This window comes from Viridibacillus sp. FSL H8-0110, from assembly GCF_038003565.1.
GTDB classification, from domain to species: domain Bacteria; phylum Bacillota; class Bacilli; order Bacillales_A; family Planococcaceae; genus Viridibacillus; species Viridibacillus arenosi.
The window spans coordinates 1474094-1488491 of the sequence record NZ_JBBOPJ010000001.1 but is presented as its reverse complement, the minus strand read 5'-3'; the positions used below and the strand labels follow the sequence as shown (position 1 = coordinate 1488491).

Annotated in this window: 15 protein-coding genes; 6 read left to right on the top strand and 9 right to left on the bottom strand. The window is 33.1% G+C overall.

Annotated features, from left to right (window positions below):
* Positions 1–84 precede the first annotated feature (84 nt).
* Both MHH98_RS07320 and MHH98_RS07315 read right to left on the bottom strand, forming a co-directional pair.
* Complete coding sequence (locus MHH98_RS07320) at positions 85–864, bottom strand: YqhG family protein (RefSeq protein WP_038184774.1); 780 nt, start codon at positions 862–864, stop codon at positions 85–87.
* Positions 865–948: 84 nt separating this feature from the next.
* Positions 949–2475, bottom strand: a complete 1527-nt coding sequence (locus MHH98_RS07315) for a DEAD/DEAH box helicase (RefSeq protein ID WP_038184778.1) — start codon at positions 2473–2475, stop codon at positions 949–951.
* Between the two features lie 261 nt (positions 2476–2736).
* Between MHH98_RS07315 and MHH98_RS07310 the strand changes: the two genes are divergently transcribed.
* From MHH98_RS07310 to MHH98_RS07295, 4 genes are all read left to right on the top strand, one after another.
* Entirely contained in the window at positions 2737–3162 is a 426-nt protein-coding gene (locus MHH98_RS07310; RefSeq protein WP_038184781.1) for a YugN family protein, read from the top strand.
* Positions 3163–3332: 170 nt separating this feature from the next.
* Positions 3333–4430 (top strand): endospore germination permease, encoded by a 1098-nt coding sequence (locus MHH98_RS07305; RefSeq protein ID WP_076065770.1) that lies wholly within the window; start codon positions 3333–3335, stop codon positions 4428–4430.
* Positions 4431–4454: 24 nt separating this feature from the next.
* A complete protein-coding gene (locus MHH98_RS07300; protein ID WP_038184786.1) occupies positions 4455–5912 on the top strand; it encodes a spore germination protein in 1458 nt (485 codons plus the stop codon).
* Positions 5905–7059: a Ger(x)C family spore germination protein gene (locus tag MHH98_RS07295; RefSeq protein ID WP_340712374.1), complete on the top strand. Its 1155-nt coding sequence runs from the start codon at positions 5905–5907 to the stop codon at positions 7057–7059. Before MHH98_RS07300 ends, MHH98_RS07295 begins: the two co-directional genes overlap by 8 nt.
* Before the next feature lie 384 nt (positions 7060–7443).
* On the opposite strand, the gene MHH98_RS07290 is transcribed toward MHH98_RS07295, so the two are convergent.
* Together MHH98_RS07290 and MHH98_RS07285 are read right to left on the bottom strand one after the other, a co-directional pair.
* Positions 7444–8559, bottom strand: coding sequence for a PRK06851 family protein (locus MHH98_RS07290; RefSeq protein WP_076034681.1), 1116 nt, complete (start codon positions 8557–8559; stop codon positions 7444–7446).
* 277 nt (positions 8560–8836) lie between these two features.
* The gene (locus MHH98_RS07285; protein ID WP_179078289.1) at positions 8837–9343 is read right to left on the bottom strand and encodes a YfiT family bacillithiol transferase; all 507 of its coding nucleotides are present in this window, start codon (positions 9341–9343) and stop codon (positions 8837–8839) included.
* Positions 9344–9494: 151 nt separating this feature from the next.
* Here MHH98_RS07285 and MHH98_RS07280 point away from each other — a divergent pair, with 151 nt between their 5' ends.
* Positions 9495–10052, top strand: coding sequence for an AAA family ATPase (locus MHH98_RS07280; RefSeq protein ID WP_038184800.1), 558 nt, complete (start codon positions 9495–9497; stop codon positions 10050–10052).
* 89 nt (positions 10053–10141) lie between these two features.
* Here MHH98_RS07280 and MHH98_RS07275 read toward each other — a convergent pair whose 3' ends face one another.
* The 5 genes from MHH98_RS07275 to MHH98_RS07255 form a co-directional block, all read right to left on the bottom strand.
* A complete protein-coding gene (locus MHH98_RS07275; protein ID WP_038184802.1) occupies positions 10142–10747 on the bottom strand; it encodes a hypothetical protein in 606 nt (201 codons plus the stop codon).
* A 247-nt stretch (positions 10748–10994) separates the two neighbouring features.
* Positions 10995–11606: a hypothetical protein gene (locus tag MHH98_RS07270; RefSeq protein WP_235175729.1), complete on the bottom strand. Its 612-nt coding sequence runs from the start codon at positions 11604–11606 to the stop codon at positions 10995–10997.
* 45 nt (positions 11607–11651) lie between these two features.
* The gene (locus MHH98_RS07265; RefSeq protein WP_038184806.1) at positions 11652–11849 is read right to left on the bottom strand and encodes a cysteine-rich CWC family protein; all 198 of its coding nucleotides are present in this window, start codon (positions 11847–11849) and stop codon (positions 11652–11654) included.
* Positions 11850–12560: 711 nt separating this feature from the next.
* Positions 12561–12950, bottom strand: a complete 390-nt coding sequence (locus MHH98_RS07260; RefSeq protein WP_076034683.1) for a hypothetical protein — start codon at positions 12948–12950, stop codon at positions 12561–12563.
* A gap of 212 nt (positions 12951–13162) precedes the next feature.
* On the bottom strand, positions 13163–13741 hold the full coding sequence (locus MHH98_RS07255; RefSeq protein WP_340712371.1) for a DUF305 domain-containing protein: 579 nt from the start codon (positions 13739–13741) through the stop codon (positions 13163–13165).
* Between the two features lie 150 nt (positions 13742–13891).
* On the opposite strand from MHH98_RS07255, the gene MHH98_RS07250 reads away from it, so the two are divergent.
* Complete coding sequence (locus MHH98_RS07250; protein ID WP_340712369.1) at positions 13892–14206, top strand: antibiotic biosynthesis monooxygenase family protein; 315 nt, start codon at positions 13892–13894, stop codon at positions 14204–14206.
* The last annotated feature ends 192 nt before the right edge of the window (positions 14207–14398 follow it).

Below are 14398 nucleotides of genomic sequence, written 5' to 3'. Positions count from 1 at the left end.
TGTACTTTCATTTATATTACTTGCAGTTTTAAAGCAAGTTTTTTCTTATTTAACTCTTATCAGCACTTAAAGTCAGCTGCATAATCATTTCAAATAAAACAATCCACCATTAATTACTTCGATTTTAATTCTAGGGTCGTATTGTTCTTCTAGTGCTTGCTTCTCCATTTCGTAACTTTCCGGCTTATCTTCAACCCCATCATAAAAGTACTCTAATACTTGTTGTGCCTTTTGCCACCTTTTGTTCGCTTCTTCAGCCCAAGTATGGTCATCTTGTTGAACGATAGTTTCTATTGCTACATTTAATCGTTCTAATGCGCGAATTGGTTTTATAATATAAGGGAGCTCAAATGCATTGTCTGGCATGGTTGGTACTAAATCCACTTCACTTAAAGATTCTTGAAAGCCATCTAAAAGTTGGCCAGTCATTAAATTTAAGCCAAAAGAATTCAGCATTTCTTTTGTTTGATCGCTGTAATATGACACTTTATAATTTACAGCAAGCCATGGGGTTAAAATGGTTTTTGTTTCAAGATGATTTACATTCTCAAACATTTGTACAAATGCACCTAACTCTTTAGTTGCTTGAAACAATTGACTGAGTCGAGGAGAACCGAAATGCACAACTTCTCCTTTGATATTGTCATCAAGCTTTGTTTGATCTGTAATTAAAGTTAATTGAGCTGGACATGGTACACCGTTCGTACTTTCTAAATATCTCCAATAAAAAGGACGGTTCATAATCCGTTTATCCATATCAATCGTTAATTGCACAGTGATGTAATGGTCACTTTCATTTACAATATGACAATCGTTCTCTAGAAAAAAATTCCGTAAGTACCCATGAACTTGTTGTGGGAACATGTAAACCCTCCTCTGAATTCTCCTGGCGCATCTTTTTCGGGCAAAAAACATATACCACCGTTACTTTTTGTTTTAATTGTACTTTTATAAAGCAGATAAAATGTCGTCTAATTCTCCGACTACTTTTTCAAAGACATCAATTTTAACGTAGAGCATGTCCAGTATATCTTTTTCAATAGTGTTATCTGTCACTAGATTATAAATTTGAACGTCATGTTCTTGTCCTAAACGATGGACACGGCCAATTCGTTGCTCTAACTTCATCGGGTTCCATGGTAAATCATAGTTTATGACATGATGACAGAATTGCAGGTTTATCCCTTCCCCACCTGCTTCCGTTGCAATGAGGACTTGTGCATGTTCCTTGAATAAGTGCTTCATGTAATCACGTTTACTTTTCTTGAATTTCCCATTAAAAAGAACACTTGTAATACCTTTTGAATTTAAATACCACTGCAAATAAGCTTGACTTGCTCGATATTCGGTAAAAATAATAACCTTGTCAGTTGTCTTGGAAATAATCTCATAAGTCTTCTCCGCTTTCGAGTTTACTTCCAATGCCATTAGTTTTTGAATGACTCCTTCAACGTAATCTTCCTCTTCTTGGTCACCACAATTTTGACGCATATTATTTAAGGTTAAGTAAGTAGCTTCCTTGCTACTACACATTTCCTTTTGTAAAGTAATCATTGAAAATGCGCCAGAAAACGCAGATGAAACATCTTTTAAATCCAAAATCAAATTGTAAACTTCTCTTTCCTCATCAGTAAATTGAATTGGGATAATTTGTACTTGTCGATTTGTCCATTCAATCCCTGTATCCTGCCTTCTATTTCTGACCATCACTTGATTAACTAATTCTCTTAAATACTCATCGTGCTCTAAATTATGTTTGCTTGCTGAAAACGAGGACTGAAACATTTCATAATTACCTAAATGTCCAGGCTTTAATAAAGAAATGAGATAAAACAATTCAAATACATCGTTTTGAATAGGCGTAGCAGTTAATAATAGACAAAACTTCTTCTTTAAACTTTGGACAAACTCGTAGATTTTCGTTTTATGATTTTTTAGTTTATGTGCCTCATCAATAATAATCATGTCATAATCCTGAGCATATATTGCCTCTCTATGAGGACTCTTTTTTGCCGTATCCATGCTCATAACTACTATATCGTATTGATCTAACTGAATATTTTTCTTATACGCAATTACAGGAATATAAAATTTATAATTTAATTCCTCGACCCATTGATTAATAAGAGAAGCTGGAGCTAATATTAATGCTTTTTTGACAAGCCCTCTTATTAAATATTCTTTCAGTATTAGACCTGCTTCTATCGTTTTACCAAGACCTACTTCGTCTGCAAGAATCGCTTTTCCATTCATCCTTTCGATGACTGTTTTAGCTGCTTCTAATTGATGAGTAAGGGGTGTTAGGTTTGGTAAGTATTTAGGAGATTGGAGACCAGAAAAGTCAGTAATAAGATTTGTTTTTACTACGTCGTAACTCATATTGTAGAGTTTCCAACTATCCCATTCACCATTACTCTCCAGCTTGTTTATGAAGTCTTCTTCCCACTTAGACGACCTTTCAATAATCATGATCATCACCTCTTGAGATTTTTTCTTACTTATGTTGTCCCAAAAAGAAATACCTATGATTATTTATTTAAAAATAAACTCGTATAAGTTTATTAATATGTGAATAGAAAGGAAAATACACGTACCTAAAAGTTTTAATCTCATGTTTTTTCGCATATTCTTTCAATTTATATTGATCAACTTTATTCAACTCCTGTTACTTTTTTGTATGAGATTCTTCATTTTGTAAAGAATAATAATATTCTTTTTTAACTGGAGTGAATAATAATGATAAAACTACAATCCCCCATTGAAGGAAGAAAAACTCATTTTGGATATATTCGTGATATTTTCGAAGAATATGGTTGTGATTTTTCTTCAAATTTTGAGTATGACCAAGGGCAATTTGATAGCATTTTATGGCGAGACGCTGGAGAGACGATCTATTTAAGACTTCCCTTTATAGTATTAGAGGGAGAATTAGACCACTACGAAGCTTTAATTGCATTCGGTTCCCCTTATGTCATTAAACATGTTGTGAATATTGGTTTAGACCGTGATGAAAATGCATTAGCTACCGTAGCTGGGATTAGTCAATTTCAAAAGCCTTTGGATAAAGACGGTCATATCGAAGATAAAAGTAGATGGGTACAAGCCAGCGAAAATAAAATAGAGAAATTATTGTATTCTCTCGAAGAGCCATTAAGTTCCTGATTAGATTTGTAAACTGTTAAAACCGCTTGAATATATAGATTCAAGCGGTTTTATTTTTTACTCTATAGCTCCTGAATATTAGATACTTCTACAACTTCCCAAAATCACATTATAAACTCCTGCATTATTGGCAAAACTAACAGATACCAATAGATGTTAGAGGGTGCAATGTGAAAAACATCGGTTCAATTAGTATATTACACGTCATATTCTTGTCGATGACCGTCATCGGTTTAAAAAATCATGTAACCATTATTCCGTCATTATTAAAAGTTGCTGAGAGGGATGGATGGGCTTCTATAATATTAGCGACAGTAGCACTATTTCCTTGGCTGTTTCTCTTAGTTTATATTCATAAAAAATCAAAACAAGAACCCATAAAAGATTGGCTAAAAAATAAGATAGGCAAAGTGGGCTCTTCCATTGTGTTATATATTATAGCTATTTATCTTATTATTATCGCTGCTTTTACAATGAGAGAAACTTTGCAATGGATTACTACTACTTTTCTACCTAAAACACCAATGTTAATAATGTTGATTGTTTACACTATTCTATGCATTTTACTTGTCACATCGAATTTACAAACCATTGCTATGATCAATGTTATTGTACTTTTTGGAGTAGTCGTTTTTGGTTTTTTTGTAGCATTTACGAACATTCAAGTAAAGGAACCTGAGTTATTGCGTCCTTTTTTTGAACATGGATTACCACCAATTTTGAAAGGAATGGTGTACCCAGCATCCGGATTTATCGAGTTAGTGCTGGTTTTATTCCTTCAACATCAAATTAAAGGCAAAATTCGGTGGTATCATTTCACAGTAATGCTTCTAATTTTAATGGGATTAACACTTGGTCCACTCGTTGGAGCAATCATTGAATTTGGACCAACTGAGGCTGCAAAACAAACCTATCCTGCTTATGAAGAGTGGGGACTCATATCAATAGGTCGTTTTATTGAACATCTTGATTTTCTTTCAATTTATCAATGGCTTACGGGTGCATTTATAAGAGTTGGATTATTACTATACGTCGTTGTAGATATTTTCAATATGAACGGAAAGAAAAAGCGTATTTGGTTAACACTATCTCCTGCTTTCTTCTTTGCTTCCTTATCATTATTTCTATTGAGCGACAGTATGTTTCTTGAAATAAAGGGGCATTATTTATTAACTGTTACCTTTTACTTCTTTTTAACACTTTCCCTTTTTCTTGGTATTGTAGCTTTCTTTTCAGGAAGAGCAGCCAAAAAAGCTCAAGCAAAATAATTACTTAGAAAGTAGTGAAAATCGATGGAATCTGCTAAAGAGCCAATAGATATCAATGCCTTGAGGCAGTTATTTCAAAAGTCTGCGGATGTTCATTTTCAAGCATATACATTCAATCAACATAAAGTACAATTTATTACTTGTGATGCAATGGTAGATCAACAGCTTTTAAATGAAGTTATTATCCAAAGAGTGCAACAATTATTATCTAACAATATAGAGCAAACTTTGGAAGAAGCCATAAAAACTCAATTAATCATTCCTGATTTAATAAAAGTTGAAGATAAAGAAGAAGCTATATCACTCGTATTTACAGGACACTTACTTCTTTTTTTTGAAGATGAACTTCTCCTATATTCAAGTAATATTGCTAAAATGCCTAATCGAAATCCTGAAGAAACTCGAATGGAAATGGTTATAAAAGGACCAAGGGATAACTTTATCGAAGATGTTTCAGTTAATATTGCATTAATTAGAAAGAGATTACCGACAAACTCATTGTGTGTGGAAAAATTTGTACTAGGAGAGCGTTCAAAAACTTCAGTAGCCATTCTCTATTTTGACGATATTGCTAATAAGGAAATATTGAGCGAAATCAAAAAGGAATTAAATAAAGTCGATACTGATATTGTTTTTAGTGGAGATTTATTAATGGAACACATTATTAAAAGTGGCATGCTATTTCCAAGGACTGATTATACGGGAAGGCCAGATCATGCCATTCAATCCCTTGTCAGGGGGCGTTTTCTTATACTAGTTGAAGGAGTAGCCTACGTTGTTATCACGCCAGTGAATTTGTTTTTACTCTTAAAATCGGGTGAGGATAATGAAAATACCATCATTTTCAGTTCATTTGAACGGATACTTCGTGTGTTTAGTATATTAATTGGTTTACTCCTTCCTGCATTTTGGCTCGCTTTAACTACTTTTCATCAAAATCAAATGCCACTTCAATTACTAGCGACCATTGTACAATTGAATACAGGACTTCCACTTCCATCCGCAATAGAAATGCTCCTTATGCTCCTCATGTTTGAATTATTCAGAGAGGCGGGTTTACGTCTTCCATCTGCCATTGGAGGAACTATTAGTGTTGTTGGTGGATTAATTATTGGAGATGCAGCAATCCGAGCAGGTGTAACCAGTCCTGCGATGATCGTCATTATAGCGATTTCAACCATTGCAACTTTTACGCTAATCAATCAATCCCTTGTTACTGCAGTAAGTGTGTTACGTATTTGTTTTATAGTCGCTACTGCATTTTTTGGTTTATTCGGCTTCTTTATGTCTCTTTACTTCACCTTATTTTACTTAACAAATATTCGAACATTCGGAGTTCCATACATGAATATTTCCTCAGATTTAAATTGGTCGACAATCAAAAAATCGCTCTTTAGACTTTCTCCAAAAAACTATTCTAAGCGTCCTAATATGTTAGACCCACTGGATAAAACACGGACAAAAGAGAAAAAAAATGAATAAGAGAATTTGGATTATTGTACTTTTACTCTCGACTTTTCTTTCTGGTTGTTGGGATGTAGACGAGCCTGAAAGGATGCTATATGTGCACGGGGTGGGCGTAGATTTCAAGGATGGTGAATACGAAGTCTACACTCAGATTATTGATTTTAGCAATACTGCAAAAACCGAACAACCTACTAATAATCCCGTACAGTCCGAAGTCGGTTATGCCAAAGGGAAAACGATTGATGAAGCAATTTTCAAATTATATCATTCCATTGATCAAAAAGTTTTTTGGGGTTTCTTTACATTTATCATTTTCTCGGAGGAAGCTTTAAAGGATGGGCGAGCAAATCCTATTATAGATAATTTCCTTCGTTATAGAGAAACTAGATATCAAATCTGGATGTACGGTACTAATGATCCGATTAAGGATTTATTGTTAACAACACCCATCATAAATAAATCTCTAATATTGTCAAAGTTGGGTGACCCAGAAAATTCATATGAACAAGAATCCTTTATAAAACCCATCAATTTCCGCGAGTTAATCATTGGACTAAACGAACCAAATCACGAAATGGCTATACCATTTATATCTGTCAATAAACATTGGGAAACGGAACAAAACGAAACCAATACCATTTCTTTATCTGGAGTAGGATTACTCTCCCCAAAAGAATTTAAAGGGTATCTGCCTGCAGACAAAATACGTGGATTACAGTGGATGACAAAAGAAACGAAACGTGGGGAAGTTACAGTCCAACTAGATTCTAATGATTCAGTAGAATTCACTGTAGTTGTCGATAAATTAAAATTGAAAGTAAAACCAATTGTTAGAAAGAATGATGTGAAATTCGATATTGCTATAAAAATGAACGTCACTGTTAGTGAATTTCATGGAGATTTATCGTCTAATGAAATTCGAAGAGAGGTAATTAAAGAAGTAGAAAAAGAAATAAGAGGCACATATGAAGAAGCATTAAATCATAATACGGATATCTATCGATTATCTGAGTACCTATACCGTAAAGAATTCAAAGCCTGGAAAAAGCTTCAGAAAGATGGAAAAGTAGAACTAACAGAGCATTCTATACAGAATATTAAAGTGGAAATTAGAAAGTTAAAATCACAAAGAAAATCGTCTAAGGAGACTATTGAAAAATAACGTTGCTCCGAATATCTGAAATATACATTGTGAAATACTATCTAAATATGCACTAACATGGTACATGTATTTATAGGGAGACTATTTTTAAGATTGTTGTGTAGCAAGCCAATCTTGAAAGTAACGGTCTCCCTTTTTCTAGTTAACTAATTATGTAAGTTGTTTTACGTTTTAAAAGTAAGCTATTGTATTATGTTTAAATTCTCATTGGATTAATAATCTATACTTTTATAAATTTGAATAGCCTATAAAAAAAGTTACTGAATTTCTCCAGTAACTTAATCTTATATATTTTTTCACTAAAAACTTAAATATTATTAACAGATATACATCTGATGTACAATTAAGATTTGCGCTAATAGACTATATCTTTCTTATAATACGTTACCTAAACTCATTTACAGTTGAGCCTTTTAATAGCTCAACTATTGTGTTTTCAATTTCTTTTTGTATACCTTCAACAATAGAGAAATCAACTGCTTCGTAATAAATCGCTTCTAACTTATCGTGCGATATTTTTGCTTCAGCTAAACTTGCTGTTCCCTCATTCATTTTATTTCGATATCGTTTGGAAATCTCCAAAATTTGCTCTTCATAAATTTCATCCGTTCTTGGGAAAACGGCAACATTGTATAAATCAATTATTTCGTCGCCTTCACGAGATGGAAAATATTCATGAGGTGCTGTACTGTCAAAAATCGCGATTCCAAGTTCTCTGAGGATGACCATATCCAAACTATTTGGATCAAATCCGCAGTGATAGATCTCAACATCTAAGCCTCTTTCTTCAGCTGTAGAAGCTAATTTCTTCAGAAGAGTTGATTTTCCTGAACCAGGTCTGCCTTTTAAAAAGTAACGCTTACGAATGTTCTCAGTTAGATTTGGAACATAATCTACTGCTCCTATTGGCGTAGCTGCTCCTAAAAAACGATGTCGGACATCTGCTTCCTTATTTAAATGAATTTCCCCAAAAAATGTTACTTTTATCTCCTCAGTCAATACATTTAACTTTTCAAAATCCATATTGGCAATATAGATTGCTTCCCATTCATCATGAACGGCTAACGCTTCTGCATAAGAATGATAAGCTTGCCCATACGCTTCTTCTTTTTCCTTCATTAATTGAATAATGTCATCCGTTTTGGTGCCAAGTTGTTGTGAATTCCACGCATTCCCTAGATTCACATACTCCTCAATAGCACCAGGAGCTTTAGGTTCTATGACATGCGGTTCCGTTCCATCAACAATCCCTATCTTTAATGTAGGAAAAATAACACCATCAATAGAATCTGAATCAGAAGCACAATGGATGAATTCTACATCATACCCTTTTTCCTGCCAGTCACTCGCAATATTCTTCATTAAAGTCGACTTCCCAGTCCCTGGACCACCTTTTAATATGAAGATCTTCTCTAATCCCGCATAATTAGAATCGTATAGGCTAAAGAAACCTCTTGCCGTATTTCCCCCAAAAAAATAATGTAACGCTTTTCCGCTCACCAAAAAAATCTCCTCTCTAACTGGAAGTTTTTCTATAGATGTAAGGTATGCGAAAGAAGAGATATAGGTGAATGCCTAGTGAAGATTACTGGGAAAATTGAATAGCATATGTAATATGCTATTCCTCCCTACCTTTCAGTCACCATGTAGATTTAAAGTATAGTTTTAAAAAAAGAAACAGCTGCTCATTTATTAACTGCAAACAAAACGAATCCATTTTGAAAACAAGTATGTTCAAAATGGATTCTTTATCTTTCAGGAAAATTTAATTTTTTTATTACTTTAAAGCATTTTTTATATGAGCTAAGTGATGATTACCATGCCATGCATAAATACCAATGTTTTTTTCGAGCGATACAGCACCAGAATCAGGATGGATAAATGTTCTTTTTAGTTGTTCATCAGTTAAATTTTCAATTAAATAAATCCAACGCTCATGTAAGGATTCAATGATTTTCAAAGAAGTGGCGATGGGTAATTTTGAATCCGGCAACTCAGCCCATTTATCTTCAGAATACGGTTTAATTGTTGGAGTTTCTTCTGTTAATGCTAGTTTGAAACGGATATAAGCATTCATATGACTATCTGCAATGTGATGGACAATTTGTCGAATAGTCCAACTACCTTCTCGATATGTATTCTCTAGTGCTTCGTCAGTTAAATGATTGACTACATCCTTTAATCTTATTGGTAACGTACGAATTTCATTTTCCCAAGACTTTATTTCTTCTGTTGAAATGTGTTCTGTACAAACGAATTCTCCTATAGGAAATCTTTCATTCATCATCTATTTATCCCACCCTATTCTTTATTTTCAAAAACTGCGTTAAATCCAATATTTGTTATATATTTTACATTTTTTACTGTACAATTAATATATCAATATTCAAGAAAAGTGCAGATTACCTTGAATTTTTAAGATTGGAGTTACGTTTATGAATAGACTAGTAATTATGACTGTTGGTAAAACTCATAGCGGTAAAACTACATTTGCAAAAGCTTTAGAAAATCAGATGTTTAACTCTGTTGTCATTGATCAAGATAAGCATGCTGAATTCCTTCAAATGAATTACCAAACAATATTACCGGAACAAGGAAAGAATACAATTAAATACGCTCTGACACAAACCATTGTTAATTATGCTACTACTGAGACGAATTGCCATCTTATTTTGTGCAACTCAAATCGTAATCAAAAAGGACGTTTGAAGCTACTCGAACAATTCCATAACAAAGGATTTAAGAGTATTCTTGTGGATTTTGATATTCCTGAACATGTTCTTAAAAATCGTGTTGCGAAAAGTCAGCGTGATACTTCCATACTAAGAACCGCATCAACTTTTGCTGAAGTGCTTAGTCGACAGCACAATGAAACGAATCAAGATGATGTAGTCGCACCGATTAAAGGAGAGGCAGACCATTTATTTGTCATTAAAAACTCCACTGAAGTTGAATCGGTTATCCGAAAAATTGTTGATCTTGCTCAAATTTGATACAACACTTAACTGTGTTAACTATCGAAAGCGAAAATTAAGGATTTGCCAAACGAATTAAACAACATTATTTCTTTTATACATTTGCACTACTCCAAATGCATAGCAATCTCCAGTCCCGTTGCTTTATCATTAAAGATATCGCTGTATTCTGTAAACACTAAAGTCATCCCCGAAATATCGTCAGGTACTGGTGGAGAAACAATGAATGAATGCATGAAGTTCCCAGTCGATCCTGACGCTCTGTCATTTCGACAATCATAAGCTTGTCCAATAGACAATGCAAAATGATTATGATTTAATTGATGATTCTTTCGTGTATCTATTGTTTCATTCCAATCGATATTAAGATGGACAATACTGGCATTTTCGTACTGTCTTATAAATGTGACAGTGTAAAATTTTTCATCAACTTCAACTGATTTTAAAACTGGTAGATGCTTTCTAAACCCACTAGGCTCAACTTGAGGTTTAAAAAAGTCATGCATTCTAACAGTTCCAAATAACGAACTTAAATATTCTTCATACAAATCATATTTTGTTGCCCATTTTGAAAGCACTTCATCAGGTGGAAAAACTGGATGATCCATTGAAAGGTCCTTGCGTTGCTTTAATAAAGTACAAATTTGTTCATCAATCGAGAAAAGCTGTTCATTATAGTTATTTGAAGATTGCTCAATAGAGTTTCGTTTCATCTAACTTCCCCTCAATTCTATAATTTCATTAAAACTATATTACCTTTATTTTATACGATATAGAAAATTATAGTAAGTTAGTTGATTTTTTCTAATTACTCATGTAAGCTTCACAATTAGAAAAGTTATCTAGAAAATAATTATTTTGAATACTATATGAAAAATAAAAAAAGTCGAATTCCTATTAAGTGAAGGAATCGACTTTTCTTTTGCATTCAAAGTACCTATTTTTGTATCAATATCATAGTTATTTTTTTCGACGTCTTCTAATGATTACAACAGCTATCAAAAGTACTAACATTATTAAAGCAATATATATTTGTTTATTATTTGTTACGTTTACAGAAGGTGTTTTTTCTTGCCCTTTAATGTTTTCCAAAACTAATGTTACTTGTTCAGTAGGCGTCTGACCTTTTCCTAAAGCTTGAATATCCTCTTTAGCTCCGGATAAAGGCGCAGTTCTTGAACAAGCGTTAACTCTTAGTTCTCCATTGTCCTCATATGCATATATTAAATATTCCTCTTTTAAAGAGAATCCATAGCCACAACTGGCTGAACTCCTTTCTGTATAAACAATGACTTGTGTTTGGTCAACACCTTTCCATGATTTATCTACGCTAAATAGTATAGCAATTGGATCTGCAGAAGATTGTATTTCATTATTTTTGTTTCTATCAACAATTTCAATAACTTTACCAGAGAAAACTGCCGAACTACTTTTTAAAGCTTCTTTTGGCGGATCCGGCTGAGCACATGAACAAGCATAACTTTTATCAATGGGATAAATCAAAACACTAATAAACAACATAGATAATAAAATCACAATACGTATTTTGTTTTTCACAGTCTTTTTATTCAAATTGATCCCTCCATCTATGCTTATAGATTTTACAAAGTTGAATTCCTATTTTGTCTTACCTTCTTCTCTATATGTATCTACACAGTTTTTGCAAATACATTGCTTCCCCTTGCTCTCCTGAGGAACTAAATCAAAAATCCCTTTAGGAAATTTCTCTATATAACACCAGCATTCATTTTGCCCTTCTATTCCTGCCATACATTTGTTTTCCTCACCACATAAAGGACAATGTTTTACAGTCAATTTTCTCCCCCCTGTCTATTTCACAATATAATTCAACAATTAACATTTTTAAGAGGATTCCTGATGATACTTATTAAAATCACAAATTTTGTTTTGCATAAAAAAATACGCCATGTATTTTATGTGATCTATATACCCGCTATCAGACAAATGTTCATACTCCCTCTTTGTCTTTTGTTAACGGCAAAATATTTTTAACACTACCTTCTATCGTATTCGTATCAGATTGAACATTGACCAATACAGTCATGTAAATTCTATTTTTATATTCCACTGTCCCAATAAATGTTTTTTCTCTAAATTAATATGAAGATAATTTATTTTTATGCCAATTGATTTATAAATTGTATAACCAGCTTATGAAAATCCAAATGATTTACGTTTCATGCATTCAATAATAGATCATACACTCATAATTACTGCAAAGATTAATGTAATAGTTGATATGATTTTATAGACTTTGTACATTCACTATCCCACTACCTTCAACTACGGCAATTACTGTATTTTACCATATAAAAAAAGTCGACTTCCATTAAGAATCGACTCTAATTTTTTTCACTCTTATAGCAATATTAGTCCAATAATCAATAGAATAGTAAATTACTTGTCCATTACAAAATTAACTTGTCTGTTTATTAGTTTAATTTCAATAAAAAAACAGGCTTATATTTGCATATAAACCCTGTTTTCAGCTCATTACTCACCCTCCTAACAACCTGGGAATCCCGGGGGAGCGAACCTACACCATGGCGGTCTTGGTGGTCTTGGTGGTCTCGGAGGATTTGGTGGTTGTGGTGGAAATGGAGGTCGCGTATTTTGGCATAACTGGCCGGCTTGAGTAATTGTTTGTATATCTCTTGAATGCAGGGGTAGTTGTTGTGGAATGCCGTTAACAAATCTTGTAATTTGTACTCCGCCAAAATTAGGATTTGTCATTTCATTTCCCCATTCACTAACAGAATCCAATCGAACATTACAATACAGTTGTCCGTTGTTCATCTGGATATCCACCATAAAACCTACAAATCTTGTAAGTTGAACTGGATTCAAAAAGGTATTGATTGCCACTTTATTGCCATATGGATCATAATAGAACATCTTTCTATCTCTCCTTTCTTCGTTCAATATTGTAAAATATTCTTATATACATAATTAGGAAGTTGTCCTTATTCAATTGATTAATACACCTAATATTGTTACTTTTTATGGTTATCACTTTTTCGTTCTAAAACAATTAAAGATATGAAAAAAAACCTCATCAAAAAACGCCATTAACCTTAATGGCGTTTTCATTTACTATCTCAATAGTTTCAACATCGATCAAGATGCCAAAGTAGTTGTTGCATTTGTTGGATACCTTTACATTGAGAACTGATGATAGCATAGAGAATTGGCTTTAGTTCTGGACAAATATTGAACATAAGTACGTTATAGGACATGCGGACAGCGCCTTCATGATGTGGAATCATTTCCCTAACAAAATTTGCATTTACGTCGTTTGTAATTTGGGCTGAGCACATTTCGTTAAACATCATATCTGAAATTACTTTAAACTCATTCATATAGTAAGTATTTTCATAATCTGTATTAGTTATTTTACTACACTTATTCTGTATAGCTTGCATATTCGTGATACTTTTCGTTTGTTCAGAAATAATATTTGTAGCAATACTTTGTAATTCAAGATTTGTAGTGTATCGTAAAATATTCTTAGACATTTCGATTGCTGCTCTATGATGTGGGATCATCTGCATAATAAAATTATCTGAAATACTCTTCGTAAGTATTACACTAGTCATATCTTTTATCATCGTATCCAAGATCTTATAGTACGCTCTCAAATATTTTTTCGTCACAATACTTAAACTTAAAGGATAATTACTATTCATTAGGCGAAAATCTCCTTTTTGAATAGTGTATGTAGGCGTATATGATGCTGTGTCATAGGTTCCAATGTGTGAATTTTATTCCTCTTTTTAGATCTCAATAGTATAATCTATTTAAAAATAGAATGTAATATATGAGGGAGACTGATGATCATGGTTCATGAATCAAAGGGTTCGCATTATGCAGTTATTTTTTCAAGCCAAAGAACTGAGGGTGATAAAGGCTATGGTATTATGGCAGAAAAAATGGATCAACTAGCTAGTAAACAGCCTGGTTTCTTAGGAGTAGAAAGTGTTCGGGATTCTTTAGGTTACGGCATTACCATTTCCTATTGGGATAGCTTAGAGGCAATCAGCAATTGGAAAAAGAATCCATCACATCAAATTGCCCAGCAAAAAGGGATAAACGATTGGTATCAAAATTACAGTGTAAAGATTTGCAAAGTTGAGCGCGAGTATACTAAGTAATTCAATAGCCATTGTAGTGACTAAATTTACTAAAGAATCATCAAGATTTTGTACATATTGAGCTATAGGATCTTTTTGGATTTCCTGATACTCCTAACCCTTTTGGTGGAATGACTTTAAATTGAATTAAATAACTATTCTCATATAAAAAAGCGCTTAAATCAGCGCTTTTTTACATATTAAGCAAGGAGG